This window comes from Vibrio sp. 10N.261.51.A4 (genome assembly GCF_041471945.1).
Lineage (GTDB): Bacteria > Pseudomonadota > Gammaproteobacteria > Enterobacterales > Vibrionaceae > Vibrio > Vibrio crassostreae_C.
This window is the reverse complement of sequence record NZ_JBFRPJ010000104.1, coordinates 43,950-62,627: the sequence shown is the minus strand read 5'-3', so window position 1 is coordinate 62,627 and position 18,678 is coordinate 43,950. Positions and strand designations below refer to the sequence as shown.

General features: G+C 43.3%; 15 protein-coding genes. 5 read left to right on the top strand and 10 right to left on the bottom strand.

Annotated features, from left to right (window positions below; genetic code table 11):
* The first annotated feature begins 206 nt into the window (after positions 1-206).
* Positions 207-1,409, top strand: coding sequence for an enoyl-ACP reductase FabV (gene fabV, locus AB4384_RS21540; protein WP_372130089.1), 1,203 nt, complete (start codon positions 207-209; stop codon positions 1,407-1,409).
* 306 nt (positions 1,410-1,715) lie between these two features.
* On the opposite strand, the gene AB4384_RS21535 is transcribed toward fabV, so the two are convergent.
* Positions 1,716-3,398: an aspartate:alanine antiporter gene (locus tag AB4384_RS21535; protein WP_017060395.1), complete on the bottom strand. Its 1,683-nt coding sequence runs from the start codon at positions 3,396-3,398 to the stop codon at positions 1,716-1,718.
* A gap of 249 nt (positions 3,399-3,647) precedes the next feature.
* The gene (locus AB4384_RS21530; RefSeq protein ID WP_009847069.1) at positions 3,648-3,911 is read right to left on the bottom strand and encodes a GrxA family glutaredoxin; all 264 of its coding nucleotides are present in this window, start codon (positions 3,909-3,911) and stop codon (positions 3,648-3,650) included.
* Positions 3,912-4,317: 406 nt separating this feature from the next.
* Between AB4384_RS21530 and AB4384_RS21525 the strand changes: the two genes are divergently transcribed.
* Complete coding sequence (locus AB4384_RS21525; RefSeq protein ID WP_372130088.1) at positions 4,318-5,610, top strand: iron-containing alcohol dehydrogenase; 1,293 nt, start codon at positions 4,318-4,320, stop codon at positions 5,608-5,610.
* A 123-nt stretch (positions 5,611-5,733) separates the two neighbouring features.
* Here the strand turns inward: AB4384_RS21525 and AB4384_RS21520 are convergent, their stop codons facing one another.
* From AB4384_RS21520 to AB4384_RS21500, 5 genes are all read right to left on the bottom strand, one after another.
* Positions 5,734-6,588, bottom strand: coding sequence for a MurR/RpiR family transcriptional regulator (locus AB4384_RS21520; protein ID WP_004734686.1), 855 nt, complete (start codon positions 6,586-6,588; stop codon positions 5,734-5,736).
* 359 nt (positions 6,589-6,947) lie between these two features.
* Positions 6,948-8,591 (bottom strand): pyridoxal-dependent aspartate 1-decarboxylase PanP, encoded by a 1,644-nt coding sequence (gene panP / locus AB4384_RS21515; RefSeq protein WP_102320463.1) that lies wholly within the window; start codon positions 8,589-8,591, stop codon positions 6,948-6,950.
* Positions 8,592-8,709: 118 nt separating this feature from the next.
* Positions 8,710-9,237, bottom strand: a complete 528-nt coding sequence (locus AB4384_RS21510; protein WP_017066066.1) for a hypothetical protein — start codon at positions 9,235-9,237, stop codon at positions 8,710-8,712.
* Positions 9,238-9,411: 174 nt separating this feature from the next.
* The gene (locus AB4384_RS21505; protein ID WP_017071961.1) at positions 9,412-10,317 is read right to left on the bottom strand and encodes a lysine exporter LysO family protein; all 906 of its coding nucleotides are present in this window, start codon (positions 10,315-10,317) and stop codon (positions 9,412-9,414) included.
* A gap of 54 nt (positions 10,318-10,371) precedes the next feature.
* Positions 10,372-11,292: an HDOD domain-containing protein gene (locus AB4384_RS21500; protein WP_017066065.1), complete on the bottom strand. Its 921-nt coding sequence runs from the start codon at positions 11,290-11,292 to the stop codon at positions 10,372-10,374.
* 357 nt (positions 11,293-11,649) lie between these two features.
* Here AB4384_RS21500 and AB4384_RS21495 point away from each other — a divergent pair, with 357 nt between their 5' ends.
* On the top strand, positions 11,650-12,231 hold the full coding sequence (locus AB4384_RS21495) for a TfoX/Sxy family DNA transformation protein (protein ID WP_017060401.1): 582 nt from the start codon (positions 11,650-11,652) through the stop codon (positions 12,229-12,231).
* Positions 12,232-12,380: 149 nt separating this feature from the next.
* Here the strand turns inward: AB4384_RS21495 and AB4384_RS21490 are convergent, their stop codons facing one another.
* From AB4384_RS21490 to AB4384_RS21480, 3 genes are all read right to left on the bottom strand, one after another.
* Positions 12,381-12,923, bottom strand: a complete 543-nt coding sequence (locus AB4384_RS21490; protein WP_017065409.1) for a hypothetical protein — start codon at positions 12,921-12,923, stop codon at positions 12,381-12,383.
* Between the two features lie 286 nt (positions 12,924-13,209).
* Positions 13,210-13,707, bottom strand: coding sequence for a response regulator (locus AB4384_RS21485; RefSeq protein WP_017065410.1), 498 nt, complete (start codon positions 13,705-13,707; stop codon positions 13,210-13,212).
* The gene (locus AB4384_RS21480; RefSeq protein ID WP_372130087.1) at positions 13,700-15,643 is read right to left on the bottom strand and encodes an ATP-binding protein; all 1,944 of its coding nucleotides are present in this window, start codon (positions 15,641-15,643) and stop codon (positions 13,700-13,702) included. The genes AB4384_RS21485 and AB4384_RS21480 overlap by 8 nt, the downstream gene beginning before the upstream one ends.
* A 183-nt stretch (positions 15,644-15,826) precedes the next feature.
* Between AB4384_RS21480 and AB4384_RS21475 the strand changes: the two genes are divergently transcribed.
* Together AB4384_RS21475 and serC are read left to right on the top strand one after the other, a co-directional pair.
* Positions 15,827-17,089: a DUF945 family protein gene (locus AB4384_RS21475; RefSeq protein ID WP_017068763.1), complete on the top strand. Its 1,263-nt coding sequence runs from the start codon at positions 15,827-15,829 to the stop codon at positions 17,087-17,089.
* Positions 17,090-17,252: 163 nt separating this feature from the next.
* Positions 17,253-18,347, top strand: a complete 1,095-nt coding sequence (gene serC, locus AB4384_RS21470) for a 3-phosphoserine/phosphohydroxythreonine transaminase (RefSeq protein WP_017065411.1) — start codon at positions 17,253-17,255, stop codon at positions 18,345-18,347.
* The last annotated feature ends 331 nt before the right edge of the window (positions 18,348-18,678 follow it).

Sequence of the window (18,678 nt, the reverse complement as noted above, 5' to 3'; positions counted from 1 at the left end):
AACTGATCGGCATTACAGCCTAATTAGGTGCCTTTTTTGTTTTTGTCGTAGAAGTCGCAATAGATGCGTTAACAAATGGTGACTTAGTCAGCAAATATCAGCTGAGTGCTCCAACCACTTGCATTTTCACCACATTTTTACAGAAATTAGATGCCATTTGCGTACGAAACTTTTATCCTTAACCTGATTTTTTAAGGAAGTTGAATATGATCATCAAACCTCGAATTCGCGGATTCATCTGTACTACAACACATCCAGTCGGTTGTGAAGCTAATGTAAAAGAACAAATTGCTTACACAAAAGCTCAAGGCCCAATCGCAAACGCACCTAAACGTGTACTAGTTGTTGGCTCTTCAAGTGGCTACGGCTTGTCTTCACGTATTGCGGCTGCATTTGGTGGCGGCGCTTCAACTATCGGTGTTTTCTTTGAGAAAGCCGGTACTGAGAAAAAGCCTGGCACAGCTGGTTTCTACAACTCAGCAGCGTTCGACAAGTTTGCTAAAGAAGAAGGCCTATATTCAAAAAGCCTGAACGGCGATGCTTTCTCTAACGAGGCGAAACAGAAAACAATTGACCTGATCAAAGAAGATCTAGGCCAAATCGATATGGTTGTATACTCACTGGCGTCTCCAGTGCGTAAAATGCCAGAGACTGGCGAAGTAATTCGTTCATCTCTAAAGCCTATCGGTGAAACGTACACGTCAACTGCGGTTGATACGAACAAAGACACAATCATCGAAGCAAGCGTAGAGCCTGCAACTGAAGAAGAGATCAAAGACACTGTTACTGTAATGGGCGGTGAAGATTGGGAACTTTGGATCAATGCTCTTTCTGAAGCTGGTGTTCTAGCGGACGGTTGTAAGACGGTTGCTTACAGCTACATCGGTACTGAACTAACGTGGCCAATCTACTGGGATGGCGCACTAGGTAAAGCTAAGATGGATCTAGACCGTGCAGCGACAGCGCTGAACGAGAAGCTAGGCCAAACTGGCGGTACTGCAAACGTTGCTGTTCTTAAGTCTGTAGTGACTCAAGCAAGTTCTGCAATCCCTGTAATGCCTCTTTACATCGCTATGGTGTTCAAGAAGATGCGTGAAGAAGGTATTCACGAAGGTTGTATGGAACAGATCTTCCGTATGTTCAGCCAACGTCTATACAAAGAAGACGGCAGCGCGCCAGTAGTGGATGAAGTGAACCGTCTACGTCTAGATGACCTTGAGCTTCGCGAAGACATTCAAGATCACTGTCGTAACCTATGGCCTCAAATCACAACTGAGAACCTAAAAGAACTGACTGACTACGTAGAGTACAAAGAAGAGTTCTTGAAGCTATTTGGTTTCGGTGTTGAAGGTGTTGATTACGAAGCTGACGTTAACCCAGCTGTTGAATTTGATGTAGCTGACATCTAATTCAAGTTATCGAATCTAAACGAAATAGGCGCTCATTGAGCGCCTATTTTTTTGTCTGCTATTTGGTTCAAGAGATTAAGAGCAGATATGGGATTCGAGTGGCGGGATGCGAAGAGATTTAAGAGCGGATACGGCTACCGCGATTCGAAGGGGGACAAGAGTAGAAATAAGGGATGAAGAGAGTTAAGAGCAGGAGTGGGGAAGAAGGCTTGAACCGCTTAAAACAGGTTATAAAAAATGCACTAACCCAAAGTGAATTAGTGCATTCGAAATATCTAAGCTTGGCTGCTTTTAATGCAGCAGATGCTAGCTAATTATGATGATGAAAGTACCTGCTAAGGTCATCAATATATTGGCTATCGCATAAGTACCCGCATAACCCAGAGCCGGAATCGTTGAGCGAGCGTGGTCATTTACGATGTCCATCGCTGGAGCGCAAGTTCGCGCGCCAATGATTGCACCGAACAACAAAGCTCGGTTCATCTTCAATACGTAAGCGCCAACCAAGTAAGCGAAGAATACTGGCAGCACACTCACTACTAGGGCAATACCTATTACCTGTGGGCCAACTTGGGTTAAGTGCTCAAATATCTTACCACCGGCGCTCAAGCCGATACCGACCATAAAGAACATCAAACCGAGGTCTTTGACCATGTTCAGAGCACCTTGAGGCACATAACCGAAAGTAGGGTGGTTCGCTCGTAGGAAACCAAGCATGATGCCCGATAGAAGCAGGCCAACCGCGTTACCTAGCCCAAACGATACCTGACCGAATGTCATGGTGATCAAACCAAACAAAATACCCAAAATGAAGAAGCTACAGAAGGCCATCAAATCCGCCATTTGGCTGTGGATTGAGATGAAACCAATTTTCTCAGCTAGGCCGTGCACTCGACTCTTTTCACCACTCACCTGTAGGACGTCACCTTTAGAAAGCACGATGTTTAAGTCCATCGGCATTTCAATCTGAGCACGTACTACGCGGTTAAGGAAACAGCCGTATTCAGACAGGTTTAAGTCTGATAGGCGCTTACCTGCGATACTGTCACTCTTAACGACGATCTCTTCTTCCACGATACGCAGATCGAGAAGGTTACGGTCGAAAACTTCTTTACCGTTACGGAAGCTTGGGTCTAGACGAGCGTGGCTATCTGGGAAACCAACCAATGCGATCTCATCGCCTTCTTGCAGAATTGCATCACCATCTGGATGGGCAAGAATACCATTACGTCGAATACGCTCGATGTAACAGCCTGTTTGGCGATAGATGCCCAGTTCACGCAGATTCTTACCGTCAGTCCAAGAGATGAGCTCTGGTCCCACTCGATAAGCACGAATAATGGGCAAGTAAACCTTACGCTGACCTGAAGCGCCTAACCCACGTTCTTGGGCGATTTGCTCTGCCGAGTCGTGTAGGTTCACTTTTTGAAGTTTTGGAATCAAGCGAGCAAACATAATCATACTGATTAAGCCAACCAAGTAAGCCATCGCGTAACCGACTGAAAGGTTTTCGATAATCAGGCTCAAGTCCATGTTTCTTGGTAATTCTGCAAGCCCAGAATTCAGAGCATCTTGAGCACCTACCAATATCGGCGTTGCTGTTAAGGCACCTGCCATCATGCCTGCAGATAAACCAAAGCCTAGGCCAAGGTAATGACTACTGAAATAGGTTAGGGCAATTGCGGTAGAAAGTACCACAAGGCTCAGAATGAGGTAGTGCTTACCGTCTCTGAAGAAGATACCGAAGAAGTTTGGTCCAGCTTCAATGCCAACACAGTAGATGAACAGCATGAAACCAATGGTGAGCGCATCTGCGTTAAAAGAAAAGCCAAGATGTCCCATGATAAGGGAAGTAATCAAAACACCGATTGAATTACCAAGTTGGAGGCTACCGAAACGAATTTTACCAATGGCTAATCCAATCGATAAAACAACAAAGATGAGGAGAATGGGGTTTTGTTCTAACAGAAAAACAACGTCGATATTCACGGTGGTCGCTCAATAATTGGCGTGGAACACAGGGTAAGTTTGAGAGGTGAATTGTATCTAAATATAAATAAATTATAAGCAATATTTTGTTAATTTACTTGATTTTGACCTTATTCTTATTCCGTATGAAAACTGGTCATAAAAAAGCCCGCTACAGTGAGCGGGCTTTCTATAAATCGTACAGTCTAACGCCTAAATGGGTCAGCTGTTTAAGGCTTTAGCCCTGATTCTCGTTTGAGAAATCCTAGCTTAGTCGAAAAGACCTAGGTTTTCTTTTGCGTATGCTTCAAATTCTGTGCAGCCGCCGATGTGGTCTTGGTCGATGAAGATTTGTGGAACTGTATCGACAGGTTTACCAACAGTCTTCTCTAGATCAGCTTTGCTGATACCTTCAGCGTGGATGTCAACGTAACGGTAGTTGAAGTCATCGCGTTTAGCTTTAAGAGTTTCAGCATGCTCTTTTGCACGAACACAGAATGGGCAAGCAGGGCGACCAAAAATAACTACAAACATTTAATTTCTCCTAAATACGGGATGAGGCTCGTTAACTCGATTATGTTAACTATTCTTTAGTGAATGCCACTCAAAATTTCATAAAACCAACTATGCCTCAATGCCATGGGGAAATAAAGATGGAATTACCTCTTAATACAATAGGTTTTGTCTATCAGAGCAAATAATGGTCACAAAAAGGATCCATGCTGATTTCTGATGGGTATTCAGATTGATTACCCTTAATTTAAGAGTGTGAATTACCCCTAAGAATACGACATTAATCCATCTTTAATGCGACAAGTTGCACCTCGTCAAAAAAAGCGCATACAGAACGAGGCATCTTAATACTGATGCACTATATAAAGGCTAAATTCCAATAACCAAGAGTTCGCAGTTTTGTTCGGTCATAGGCGCAGGAGGCACCATGTTTCAATTTATGACATCTACAAAGATCATCTTTGGTGATGGAGCACTTTCCGCTTCATTGTCTCTCTTTAATCAATATGGCTACAGCGTGCTATTGGTTACAGGCAATACATTAGAGCGCACTTCAATTGTTACTGACTATCTTGATGCGCAGAGTATGCGTTATCAGCACATTGCCGTTTCCGGTGAACCTAATATCAAAATGGTTGAAGAGGCGGCTATTTCTGCTCGTCGATTTAAGCCAGATATGGTTGTCGCCATGGGGGGCGGTAGCGCCATCGATATGGGCAAAGCGTTGGCTGCGGTTTTACCTAATCAAGGCAATTTATATGACTATGTTGAAGTGGTCGGGCGTAATGTTCCTCTTAAAACCAAACCACTTCCGTTTATCGCAATTCCAACCACAGCGAGTACCGGCGCCGAGGTCACTAAAAACGCGGTGCTGAAATCAGGCCAAGACCAAGTAAAAATCAGCCTGAGAAGCCCAGACATGCTGGCCGACGTTGCGATTGTCGACCCAACCCTAACTCATGGAACCAATCTATATCTATCTGGGCGAGGTGCGATGGATGCCTTTACTCATCTAATGGAAGCCTACGTGTGTGGTGAACCGAATCCGTTAACCGATATGATTTGTGAAGAAGGGCTGCGTAAGTTGAGTGGTTCTGTGGTTAAAGCGTGTGTTTATGATGAGCCTCAAGCGCGTTCTGATCTTGCTTTCGCTTCTATGCTCGGTGGTATGGCGATAACTAATGCCAAGCTTGGCGCAGCCCATGGTTTAGCCTCCGCACTAGGAGGTAAGATTTCTGCGCCTCATAGTGTGATTACCGCGCGTTTAGCGCCGTTTGTGATGTTGGAGAACATAGCCGTTGCAAAAGAGCAGCAAAGAAGCGACATCCTAGCGCGTTATCAGCGAATCGCTCAGATAGTAACAGGTAACGTAGAAGCAATAGAAGAGGAGGCAATTTCTTGGTTATCGGAAGTGCTTGATACGCTTAAGTTACCCAACTTGTTGGAATTTGGTGTCTGTGAAGCCCAGTTTGATGAGGTGTCTGCCGACGCGCTCAAATCAGTGGCGATTAAAGGAAACCCTTTGCCGCTTAACCAAGAGAGGCTCGTGCATATTTTGAAGCAAGTATGCGAGAAGTGCAGTTGTAGAGAAGGGCATCATGAGGGAGTTTCAATGAATCAAATTGGGCAAGAGCCAGCTGTCGAGTCGAGCTTTACCATTATCAATTCTTATGCGTCCGAAAACAGCGTGGTTGAGAAGGGCAATAGTTGGACTATCTAACGGTCTTAAACTTGTTCGTTGTATAAGTCATTTTATACAGACAAATAAAAACGGAGCTCTAGGCTCCGTTTTTTAATTCAACTTGTTCTCTGGTCATCTGTTTTCAGTTCATGACTAAGCAGATTAGAACTGAGAGTACTTCTCGTAACGTGAATCACGAAGTGACTCTTTGACGCGCTTTAGGTTCTCTCTGAAACCAGAACCACGACGTAGCGTAAAGCCTGTCGCTAGCACATCGATAACCGTCATCTGAACAACGCGACTTGCCATTGGCATGTAAACGTCAGTGTCTTCTGGAACATCCAGAGAAATAGACAACGAGCTCGCTTTATCCAGTGGAGAATCTTTTGCTGTGATAGCAATAACTGTCGCACCGTTTTCACGCGCTAAGTTTGCAATCTCAACTTGGCTTTTAGTGCGGCCAGTATGAGAGATAAGAACAATAACGTCGTTATCACTGCAGTTAATGCAGCTCATTCGTTGCATCACGATGTCTTCGAAACATGTGATTGGGATATTAAAACGAATAAACTTGTTTTGAGCATCTTTGGCGACAGCAGAAGAGGCACCCAGTCCGAAGAACGAAATGCGTTTTGCTTGAGTCAGCAAGTCAACAGCACGGTTTACTTGCATCGCGTCTAGACTGTTTTTAGCAACGTCTAGACAAGCCATAGTTGATTCGAAAATCTTATGCGTATAAGCATCTGGACCATCATCTTCTTCAACATTACGGTTCACGTAAGGTGTACCGTTTGCCAAGCTTTGAGCTAGGTGAAGTTTGAAGTCAGGGAAGCCCTTTGTGTCTAATCGACGACAGAAGCGGTTAACTGTAGGCTCACTCACGTCAGCCATTTTAGCTAAGGTAGCAATGCTAGAATGAATTGCAGTTTGAGGGGAAGCCATAATTACTTCGGCTACCTTGCGCTCAGACTTGCTGAAATTTTCCAGGTTTTTTTGTATTTTTTCTAATGTATTCATAGTGTTCACAAGGGTATAGAGAACAACTTGCTAGTTAATATCTTTTACCAGGGGGTATGGCTGAAGCAAATATCAGTAAACACAAAGCCAAATCTATACTTGGTATCGTAAATACTGCTGCGTCAAATAGATATCAAGCTAACTAGCACCATAGAGTCAGTATAAACCCAACATACTATTTACTAATACAAAAACAGGGCATGAATGCTTAAGAATATGACAAACCTCAACAAAATTTTAGAAAACTACAGAATTGGAAGAGAGTTTGAGCAAAAAGAATGCAAAATGAGTATAAACTGACAGCTTAGTTACATCAAAAAGAAAGAAATTTTCAATTTGATGCAACTAAAATTGAATGACTATGCGTTGATTTGCGTAACCAGTTTGTTGATTTTTCCCATCAAGTTTGGTGCTAGTTTAGAGATCTCACGCTGTTCTTCAAGCACTGACGAAAGAATATCATTGCCTGTTAGTGGGTTTGCTAACACCACCCGGAAAACGATGATTGGCTGATGTGCCCATGCTTCAGGGTTTAAGCGTGTACGCGACACGAAAGATTTGCCTGTCTCACGCTGCTTCTTCTGAATAAACTTAGTCAGTTCATTGAGCAACTCATTCAGTTCGACACGATGTTCAGGCTCAGCTTTAAGCAGTGCCGCTTTGACTGATTCAGGTAAATAGCGATAAGTCAGTAGGCAGAGCTCAGGTTCTGAAACCAGTTCGAAGTCGCTCTGATCTTTAATCAGGTCGGCAAAGTAGCGTGCTTTGTTGATACTTTGGTCGATCAGCAGTTCATAACCAGGACGGCTAATGATGTGCATTGCGGCGTAAACCAACATTGCCATGCCTGAACGAGAACCTTCTAACGTATGGCTACCTAAATCTTTTGAGCCTTTGCGAAGAATGTATTGAGCATGATGTTCAATCGCTGTCATCGCATCTGGCTTCTTAAACAGAACCATGCCCGCACCCATAGGGATATAAAGCTGTTTGTGCGCATCAATCGTGACTGAATCCGCCAGTTCAATACCATCAAGCAGGTGACGATGATTGTTAGACATCAGAGTCGCACCACCCCAAGCAGCATCAACATGGAAATGACAATCGGATTCGGCACACACCTCAGCAATGTCTCTTAGTGGGTCGATATTCCCGGTTTCGGTTGTACCAGCCACACCAATGACGGCAAAAGGTTTGATCTTGTTCTGCTTGAGTTGCTCGATCTTGAGCTTTAGATCATCAGTACAAATACGGTTGTCGTTATCCGTTTTAACAGACACTAGACCTTCTTGACCAATACCAAGGACATCCGCAGCTTTTTTCAGAGAGTAGTGACCACGTTCAGAGACTAAGATGGCAAGGCCTTCGTAGTCGTAGTGCTTCATGGCTTTAAACAAGCCCTCTTTTTCCACACCTTTGAACGAACCTTGCGCTTTTAGAGCGTTGTTACGTGCAACCCAAAGCGCAGTAATGTTCGCGATGGTACCACCAGAACAAAACGCACCTAAAGAGTGGTTTGCACTGTGCATCCAACGAGAATAAAACTGGTCGCTATCTTGATAAATCAGGCGATGTAACATGCCCAGAACTTGACGTTCTAGGGGAGTGAAAGCTTTTGAGGTCTCGATTTTTACTAGATTCTGATTCAACGCAATCATGATTTTTGAAAGCGGCATCAGGAAGTACGGCAACGCAGAGGTCATATGGCCAATAAAACTTGGCGAAGACGTGTGAACCGAATGAGACACAAGAGAATCGAGGAGATGCTCAGTATGTTCAGAAACAAACTCAGGCTGCTCTGGGATATGAGCATTTGAAAAATCTTTCTCAATTTCACGTAGCGGCTTTTCTTCAGCCACAATATGTTCACGTAAGAATTGATTCAGGTTTCGTGAAAGTTTGTCTTCAATTTGAGTGAGTGTTGAATCTGGGCCTTCAGGTACCGTGAAGATACGTAGAAGACTGTCGAAGCTAACATCTGCTGTTTTTTGTTCCGTAACCATAGCAAGCGAGTTATTTTTCTAATATTGACGCGAGCGGGACAATCTAAACGAAAACGGGAACAATGTCCCGTCTTAATTATGAAATCCAACTTCTCAAAAAAGCATATTAAATGCGGGGTTATTTACACTTAATCGCTTCAAGTTTACTGATCGACTGGTTGTAACGCTGCAGCGCTGAGTCGATTTGCTTAGGGTGACTAAGCAGCTCTGCAAAGGCAGAACGTAGTTCGTAGTTTTGAGCGTGAGGCGTTGATTGGCGGTCATCGAATGTTGTTTTCGCGATTTTACCAAGCTCATCATCACGTGTTGATAGCGTTTTAATGTCGTGTTGCTCAAGTTGCAACCAACCTTCTACAGGTTGCTCTGTTGCCACTTTGCTTGAGTCGTTTACTAAGTAGTAGTGAACCGCAGCACGGTTAAGCTCAAAGTGGTGCTTACGACCTTCTAGGAACCACTCACTCACTTCTGTTAGCTCTGGATATTGCTCAGAGGTTAATGCAGCAAGGTCGGCATACCAATTCAAAGAAGCGTCGATGTACGCATCATATTTTTTTGCTTGGCACTGGTTTGTCTCAGACATTGAATCTGCTGCAAAAGAGAAAGTAGAAGTTGAAGCTAGCAGTAATGCGACGCAAAGGCGTTTCATAGTGGTTCCTTTTGTAAGTTTATTCTTTTTATAACTTTGTCGTTACAGGTTACCGTGATCGTTATTTGTTGAGCAATGACACTTAGTGTCTTTTTATTTCGGTAACTGTATCGGTGTCTTGGGCATTGGTATTCGAGTTGCATTCTAATCTAAAACAAACGCTATTCCTGCGATCTAGTTAGCAAGAGATACAAAGAACAACATCAATATCGGAACAAGCAAGCTGAGGATAAAGCCACTGACGATAGCGATAGGCACACATCTAACGCCGCCTGTTGTTTGAATGACCGGTAAGGTGAAGTCCATCGCAGTCGCACCAGCATAACCAATGGAAGTGCATGGGTAGCTGCGAATTAGCACTGGAATCAGTACCAAGGCAACTAACTCTCTTAACAGCTCAAGCATGAAAGAAGCGCCACCATAGACAGGACCAAAGGCGTCACCCATTAAGATACCAGCCAGAGAGTACCAACCAAATCCAGAAGACATTGCCAAGGCTTTGAACAGAGGGATATCTAGGATGTAAGCCGCGATTACACCACCTAACATTGAGGTGATGATAATGGTGATTGCGATAACCATACCGTGCTTGTTGAGTAAGATCTGACGAAGTGTGAGTCCGCTATTACGCAGCTGAATGCCGATAAAGAATAGAAGAACAAACAGAATCCATTCGCTTGCGGTATCAACCCAATCAAGGCCAATAGGCAGCACTAAGCCAGCGATTAGCCCTGAACCTACCACTAAGATGAGTTTTGCAGATTCCATCGCCATAGAAGAGAGGGGAAGCTTCTTCTTGCTACTGTCGGTTTTGAGTGGCAATAACTTATCAATAGCGGGCAGTGCCATTAGGTTACATACGCTTAAGCAGACAAAGAAAGTGACGGTATATAGAAGGATTGTCTGCAGGTTACTGCCTAGGTTATCGAGGGCGGCTAAGCTTAGTCCCATTAACGCCAGAATCACGTAGATCAACCGCGATGTTGAGCGGTTGATAAATTCTAATGTCTGAGCGTTCGAAATTGCAAAAAGATACCCCACGACGAGTGGCGCAAATATAAAGATCATCCCTGTAAACATGCTTTCCCCATTGCATTTACTTCATATTACACTTACTTGTAATTTAACAGTGACTTAGAAGCCGCTAGTATTGATCACGTCGCTTAGCTTTGCATTAAAATCATGCTTGCTCAAGTTGCTTAATTTATAAAGCACCTCTGCACCTGTCACGTTAAGTTCAACTTCGTGATCATCGATGTTCTCATCCTTGTTTCTGAACATCAGCAGGTGGTTAGCGATTCGAGCGATATCTAAGTAAGAGACTTCACGCTGTTCGTGGTTATTGATGGTATTGCTGCACACATCAATAAAGTCGCTGTCGAAGCCCCAACGGTTAAGCACCAATTTACTGGTAGCAGAACATTGGCCTTGGAAGATTTGTAGAGCGATGTCGTGATCTAGGTAATTGCCATTTTCGAGGTAGAGGTGGTATTCGCTAACCAAACAGAACAAACCAATATCAGCCAGTAATCCAACAAGCAGCGATTTTTCATGCTCAAGGTAACGGTATTCAGTAGGGGAGAGCTCTTTGAAGCTGTTGGTAACAAGCACCATAGTAGCGCCCAGCTCTTTTGATACAGAAGCGCTCTGAACCAATACCTTATTACATTCTTTACTGAGGTTGACTGAGTGTTTGAGTTGCTCAATAGCCTGAGCCGTCACGATGTCACGTACTCTTAATATGCCAAGGCGCGACACCGCCGTCATAATATCAACACAAGTAATATTACGTCGGTTAAAGACGACAGAGTTAGCCACACGAATGACAATAGCAGCGAGGCCTGGGTCTTCGAGTAAGCATTCGGCAACGTCAGCAATCCCAGTTGATTCAAGGGTACAAAGCGATTGAATCTTCAGTACAACGTTAGGGATAGGAGGAAGTGTTATTTTTCCCGCTGAGATAGAATGTCCAACAAGTTGGGCAAACTCTGATTCTAGACCCTTTAAGAGAAGAGTCTTATTTTGAGGTAGCCAGAAAAACGATAAATGATTCATATAAAAAGTAAAAACAGGTCTGTCCTGCCATTTTACAAGCCACGATGCTGCGAGGCAATACTCACCCGTCTACATAACCTTTAATAATTTGAACCGGTGTATCACTAGGTGTCCAAATTCAAGCATGGTTTGATAGTTTACTGTGAAGTCAATCATGAAAAACCGGAATACTCAATTGATTGATGTGAACTAAGTCCAGACTTATTTTTCTTTTCGAAGTATGATTTATTTAAAGGTGAAAAACGAAACCATAATATTCACCTATAGAATAACAAAATAGATTTAAAATTTTCGCATAACAAGCTGCTTGTCTGGTGATCAACCTAATCGGGGTAATTTGATTAAGGATCAACGGATATGACCGAGACAGCATTTATTAATTACGTGAATCAATTTGGTGAGCATCAAAAACGTTCTATGTTCGGAGGTATTGGCCTCTTTCAAAATGACGCTATGTTCGCTTTATTGAGTGAAGGTTGTTTATTCATTAGAGGTGGAAAATCATTAGATAAAAAACTGACCGATCTTGATTGTGAAAAGTATCGTCATGTAAAGAAGCAGACAACAGCAACCGTAAACTATTACGACATTACGGATCTGTTTACCTGTGAACATCCTGAATTGGATAGTATTATTCGTACTTCAATCGATAATTCAATTCAGCAGCGTAGCTTCAAGAAGTCATCAGCTAGCCGTAGATTAAGAGATCTACCAAACATGCAGCTTACGTTAGAGCGCATGGTTAAAAAGGCGGGTGTGGATGATGTTTCAATGTTTATGCAGTTGGGCGCACCTGAAGTGTTTAATAAGGTTCGCGAAGCGTACGGAAACGATGTTGACCTAAAACTACTTTGGAAATTTGCGGGTGCAATTGATGGTATTCACTGGAAACTATTACAAGAGCCACGCAAGCAGCAATTACTGAAGAGCTGCCACTAAAGAAGTTTGCCTTATATGCTTAAGATTACTGTCAATAAAAAAAACCGAGGAATGTCCTCGGTTTTTTTGTTTCTGTCTTAGTCGGACTTCTTAAAAGACTAAGTATCAAAAGGCTAAGTGCTCGTTAAGAGCTAGCTTGGCTTTAAGTATTAGTACTTGAAGCGAGCAGTGAACATAAGTTGGTCACCGTAGAAGTCGTTAATACGAGCTTCAGCGCCTAGAGAGAAAAGCTCTGTAGAGTGGAAACGCGCGTAAACAGAACCTGTCCAATCATCGTTGTCATCGATAGAAACGTAACCACCTTTACCACCAACTTCTAGTTGTGGACCAAGCCATTGGCGAACACCAATGTTGATTTCCATACCGATATCAGTAGAGCTTGAGTTCTCAGGTTGAACGATACGAGCTAGCATTTCACCTGTTAGGTCTGCCCAGTTGTTTAATGGAGCGTGGAAACCAAGACCTACAGCTGAGTCGTAATCGCTTTCAAATTCTGAATCGATACGTGCTATAGCGTGAGCGTTCGGGTGAATGGACTTACTGAACGCACCACCAAATGTTACTGGGCTAGCACCGATACGTGCTTCAAAGTAATCATAGTTAAAGTTGCTCATTACCTGTGGTTGTTCATCAACAGCTAGTGCTTGACCAGAAGCCAATAGCATAGCGGTAGTAAGTAGAATTTTGCGCATAACGACCGTAAACCTATATTAGTGTTAATTCCTTTGGTTTGAGACAAATCGGCAAACCATAAACATTGAGACAGTTTAATCTAACTCACGGAAAAGTAATCCTTTAAAATGTAAAACCTTACTCATTTAGTTAAAAAACAAGCAAATTAAGGATCAGTATGTAACGGAGATCTCATGTTTAGGGCGAATGAGAAAAATAGACGAGCGAATTATCCAAAATTTGTATACATTTGGAAGGTTTTTATATCGGATGACGCTATTCTCAGTATCCATTAACCAATCAGTGCTATTCACCAAAACTGGTGCGTTTATCCGCCATTGAAGTCAGTATGCGCTCGGTATCTAAGATGGAAGTCCAGTTTAGCAATTGCTTGTCGTTGGCAATGACATAGTCAGTCAATTGTTGAGTAATCGTGTCTCTCAGTTGGTCGCCTTGCCAAGGTTTTGAAATATAGAAATCAAGTGCTGCGTTGTTAATGGCTGTGACGGTATCTTCTAGCCCAGCTTGCCCGGTGAGCAACAGCTTACGCGTTGGTTTAGTAGCGTCGTGTTGGTTGAGTTCGATCAGAAAATCAATGCCGGTTTCTTCTGGCATGATGTGGTCGCATAAGATTAACGCGAGCTTAATACCATCTTGTCCCATTTCTTTGATTACTTGCTTGGCTTCATCGACCGACTCTGCACCTTCAACCAGAAAGTTCTCTTCAAATATCGCCAAGTCCTGAAGGACACTATTGAGAACTTCAGGTTCATCATCGACACATAAAATTAGGTACTTATTCATGAGGTGCTCCTTCTTGTTTGAATGGAAGCCACACTTGCATGTTTGTATGGCTGCCTACCTCTGACTCCACCAAAATAAACCCTTGATGAGCCGAAACGATTTGTTGAGAAATGGATAACCCAATCCCTAAACCAAAGTTGCCTTCTTTTTTAGTCGTGAAATTTGGGTTGAAAATGGTGTTGATGTCTTCTTTGGCAATGCCGTGGCCAGTATCGGAGATTTGCACCACAAGAAACGCGTTGTCGCCTTTTGTCTGTTGAGAAGTGGTGATGGTCACTTTTCCTCGTTCAGATAGGGCATCGAGCGCATTGGAGATAAGGTTGGTCCACACTTGTTGCAGCGAGAGCGACTGGCACAATAAAGGCGGTAAGTCGGTATCGTAATGCTTTTCGAGTTGGTGGTGTTTAAGCCTGTTTTCGAAGATCACTAAGGTATCTTCAAGCCCTTCGTGGATATCTGTGTAGTGGCGAACTTCTTCATCTTCTCTAGCATAGCTTTTTAAGCTTTTGACCATATCGGCAATACGCTTGCTGCACACTTGAATTGAGCGGATAGAGTTTCCAACATAATGGTAATGCTCTAAGTCATTGAGCAGCTCTTTGCCTGCGACAGGGGACGCCTTTAATGTGTTTAGAACCGTAGAGTCTTGGCTTAGGTTTAGTCTCACGGCTTTTTTTGCTAAAGCACGGTCATTAATCGTCGACGTAAGATGCTTTACGAGCTGTCTTTCTTGGGCTGTTGATAGTGGCTTAGCTAACTTTGAATGTGCCAGTACGTCAGTCCCTTTATTGGACTCTGGAACGGATAGGTTTGCCAATATTTGGTCGAGATGGTCTGACAGAGTTTCGATGCTTCTTAATATGGCAGCAATCGGGTTATTCAGCTCATGTGCGACTCCCGCGACAAGCTGCCCGAGCATCGCCATTTTCTCTTTTTCGATCAGTTGCTGATGTGCAGACTCTAGTGATTCTAATGTTTGTTGCAGTTTGATCTTATTGGTGATACTGCGTTGCAAACGTCGATTGAAATGACGGAGCAGTAGATTGGTAAATAACGGCAGTAGAGTATTGTTTGAATGCATCACCTGAGCAAAGCTATCTTTATCCAGCTTGATAACGCGTGTTTGCGTTAGGGTGACCGCGGTAGAAAACGAAGGTTCACCTGTCACAAATGACATCCCGCCAACAATGTTCCCTTTGGAGTGACGTACCACTTCCCGCTGTTGCCCGAGTTCATCTTTCTTATATAGAGCCGCTTCACCCTCAATGATCAGCCATAAAAAGCGATTGTCTTCGCCTTCCACAGTGAGCAGATGCTCGGGGGAGTAGTCACGAATGGCCTTGGTTTTATCATCTTTTGAAAACACATCTTGTAAGGCACTGACAACACGTTCTGCAAGGGCATTATCAGAAAGCTGGTGGTAGTCGTGAATGAAACCCGATTGGAAAGAGTGAATCTTTTGCTCAATGTGCGCTCTGAGTAAGCGCTGTTGATCCAATGCATCGCTGTAAGAGAGCAGGTTTTCTGAGTCGTATTGGATGACAAAAGAGGTTAGCTCTTTTTGCGCTGATTTGAATAGAACCTGATCTTGAACCGGCTTGGTTAGACAGTGGTTGAGCCTGCCTTCATTTACAGCGGTTAGAATGGATTGAATGTCTGACGAAGCGCTGACTAATATCGTTCTTGCGGTATTACTATGGGGCAGCTGTTCAAGTTCAATCAGAAATTGCACGCCATTAAATTCAGAATGATGATGAGTGATCACCAAGGCAACGGTTTGGTTGTGATCATGAATATCTTCTAATGCGTGATGTGCGTCTTCGATGTTCTCGGCAGTATAAATATCGAATACACAAGCCAACGGAGCCAGCTCCGAACGTATTCTTTCAATGCTAACCGGATTATTGTCCAAACAGATAACAGCGTATTGATTCACAGCTCAACCTTAATAGTAGCGACGTCTCTAGCCTAGCAAGAACCGCCGAATAAGGATGAGAGCTAGCCGTTAATTTATTGAGGCAATCGAAGTATCGAGCAATAGACTGATTTAACTCAATGTTTCTTGTTTGCTACTGATGGGGTAGACTAAAAAAAACAGACACGTGTAGAAAGAGAACTCATGGAACAGTTAAGAAAAATTGGTGCAATTGGCGGAGCAATCTCATTGGCACTATGTTGGCCTTTAGCGGTTGGCCAAATTGGACAAAATGCTATTACTGACGGTGTTGCAAAGCTTAACAATTCAAGCATTCAAGCTGAGATCGTGGAATACGATAGAGGTTACTTGTCTTCCAACGTAACCACTCGTTTAACTGTGACGGATGAAAACCTGAAAGAGCAACTTGCGATTGATGGGTTGCCGAGTGAGTTTGTCATAAATAGTGCGGTTAGCCATGGTTTGGTGAGTCTAAATGCACTGTCGACGTTTGAGAATACCGATATTCTGCCTTTAACTCTGACCACTAGTACTGAGCTAAACGGCAACACTGACTTTAACTTTGAGTTAAGCCAGTTCAATCACCAAGGTTCTGATGAGAATGGGACTTCGGTCTCGATCACTAAATCGAATCTTTCTGGCCATGCGACTGTTTTAGGCCAAGTTGATTACGAGCTTTCAATCCCTTCAGTTCAAATTGATTTTGAAACCGGTGAAGAGGTAACGCTGTCTAATCTGAAAGGTGTGGGTTCAGGCCAACAAGCGAAAGGCTACTGGTTAGGTACTCAGAATTTTACTATCGATAGCTTCTTGGTTTCAGATTCTGCAATGCAGCCTTTCATGACCATTGAAAATTCTAAGTACGATTTTGAATCACATCTAGATGAAGCAACTAAGCGTCTGCGCAGCAACCTCAAGCTGGATATCGCAAACATCGAGACCAGTGAAGGCCAGTTGAACAACCTAAACGTCGATTTTGAAATGTCGAAGTTGGATAGCGAGTCGTTTGAGAAAATCTTTGAGATTTACCAATCTAATCCTGTGATGACGCAAGAAGACGTTGCAGAGATCATTCCATTTATCGATATCCTGTTTGCTAAAGGTTTCGACCTTTCAATGAACAACATGTCGTTAGAGTTAGGTAAGGGACAGTTCGAATCTAAGTGGTTGGTGAGCGTGCCGGAAGGGACCGAAAACATCAGCAGCAACCCTTCGATGATCATGCCTGCATTAACGGGCAACGTTCACTCTAGCTTCTCAAATGAACTTGTTGAAGAGTATCCATTCATCCGTGAAGGTATCGATGAATTGCTTGTGATGGAAATGATCAAGGAAACAGACAGTGGTTATGAAATCAGCGCTGACTTAGAAAATGGAAACCTAGTGTTCGAAAATGGACAAGAAATTCCATTAATCGCTCTACTTATGCCGGTTTTGGTTCAATAAACAGAGCAGGCGTGAATACTGATAGGGTGATTTAGCAGGTTAAGCTTAAACATTTTATACGGTACAAAACAAAAGAGGTCTTAAGACCTCTTTTGTTGTTTTTATGTTGGGTAAAACATGGTATTACTTGCATAGTTATTATTTAGCAGGAGCAATCATCCCCATGGAACTTACATTAGATAACGTATTCAACTTCAGTGCTGGCCCAGCTGCACTGCCTAAACCGGTAATGAAACAAGCGCAAGCGGACTTTATTGATTGGAATGGTTTAGGGACTTCCGTGATGGAAATCAGCCATCGCAGCAAGGAATTTATTCAAGTTGCTGACGAGTCCGAACAGGACCTACGTGATCTTCTGAACATCCCAGACAACTACAAAGTTCTTTTCTGTCAGGGGGGCGCTCGTGCTCAATTCGCTGCTGTTCCTCTAAACCTTTTAGGTGATGCGACGAAAGCGACTTACATTGATGCGGGTTACTGGGCAGAAAGTGCAGTGACTGAAGCGAGCAAATATTGCGAAATCGATGTATTCAACGCGAAGACGTCAATTGATGGTAAAGCAGCGGTTGTTCCAGCTAAAGATTGGAAAATTGACCCGGAAGCTGCGTATGTACATTTCTGTCCGAATGAAACCATCGATGGTATTGAAATCAGCGAGCTTCCTCAAACGGATAAGCCAATCGTAGCGGATATGTCATCTAACATTCTGTCTCGTAAGATTGATGTGTCTCAGTACGGTGTTATCTACGCGGGCGCGCAAAAGAATATCGGCCCTGCGGGTATCTGCATTGCAATCGTACGTGATGATCTACTCGAACTCGCAAACGACGTGTTGCCGAGTATTCTGAACTACAAAGTACTTGCTGAAAAAGACTCAATGTTCAACACACCACCAACGTACGCTTGGTACCTATCAGGCCTTGTGTTCAAGTGGCTGAAAGCTCAAGGTGGCGTTGAAGCGATGGAGTTGGTGAACAAAGAGAAAGCAGCGCTGCTTTACGATGCAATCGATAGCTCAGCTTTCTACAAAAACGATGTTCACACTGCAAACCGTTCTAGAATGAACGTGCCGTTCCAACTGGCGAAACCTGAGTTAGATGGCAAGTTCCTAGAATTGGCTGATGCTGCAGGTCTGAAATCACTGAAAGGGCATAGAGCAGTAGGTGGAATGAGAGCTTCACTTTACAACGCAATGTCTCTGGAAGGCGTTCAAGCGCTGGTTAGCTTCATGAAAGATTTCGAAGAGAAATACGCTTAATCGATGATAGGGCTTTGACTGATAAATTGCTTATTTGATTTTTATTGTGTCGAATGCACCGAACGAGATAGATGCCGCTTTTGCGGCATTTTTTTTGTCGTTAATAATAAAGGGTATGGTATGTTGATTTATTGTAAGAACAGTCATCCAGAGATATGACGGATGTATCAGAATGAGCAGACCTTTCTCTTAAAGCGAGAGTATCAACTGTTATTTAGGCACTTTTTACTATATAACGTGTCGCCCAAAGCTAGGTCTCTAATCATGAGCAGTGAGCGATAAGCCGCATCGCCCGGTTTATTGATGGGCGATTAAAATCCAACGTCTAATT

Bases quoted from the DNA above. Each gene is read 5' to 3' on its own strand.
- fabV (WP_372130089.1), top strand. From the start codon at position 207: ATGATCATCAAACCTCGAATTCGCGGATTCATCTGTACTACAACACAT.
- AB4384_RS21530 (WP_009847069.1), bottom strand. From the start codon at position 3,911: ATGTTTGTAGTTATTTTTGGTCGCCCTGCTTGCCCATTCTGTGTTCGT.
- AB4384_RS21525 (WP_372130088.1), top strand. From the start codon at position 4,318: ATGTTTCAATTTATGACATCTACAAAGATCATCTTTGGTGATGGAGCA.
- AB4384_RS21520 (WP_004734686.1), bottom strand. From the start codon at position 6,588: ATGAATACATTAGAAAAAATACAAAAAAACCTGGAAAATTTCAGCAAG.
- panP (WP_102320463.1), bottom strand. From the start codon at position 8,591: ATGGTTACGGAACAAAAAACAGCAGATGTTAGCTTCGACAGTCTTCTA.
- AB4384_RS21510 (WP_017066066.1), bottom strand. From the start codon at position 9,237: ATGAAACGCCTTTGCGTCGCATTACTGCTAGCTTCAACTTCTACTTTC.
- AB4384_RS21505 (WP_017071961.1), bottom strand. From the start codon at position 10,317: ATGTTTACAGGGATGATCTTTATATTTGCGCCACTCGTCGTGGGGTAT.
- AB4384_RS21500 (WP_017066065.1), bottom strand. From the start codon at position 11,292: ATGAATCATTTATCGTTTTTCTGGCTACCTCAAAATAAGACTCTTCTC.
- AB4384_RS21495 (WP_017060401.1), top strand. From the start codon at position 11,650: ATGACCGAGACAGCATTTATTAATTACGTGAATCAATTTGGTGAGCAT.
- AB4384_RS21490 (WP_017065409.1), bottom strand. From the start codon at position 12,923: ATGCGCAAAATTCTACTTACTACCGCTATGCTATTGGCTTCTGGTCAA.
- AB4384_RS21485 (WP_017065410.1), bottom strand. From the start codon at position 13,707: ATGAATAAGTACCTAATTTTATGTGTCGATGATGAACCTGAAGTTCTC.
- AB4384_RS21475 (WP_017068763.1), top strand. From the start codon at position 15,827: ATGGAACAGTTAAGAAAAATTGGTGCAATTGGCGGAGCAATCTCATTG.
- serC (WP_017065411.1), top strand. From the start codon at position 17,253: ATGGAACTTACATTAGATAACGTATTCAACTTCAGTGCTGGCCCAGCT.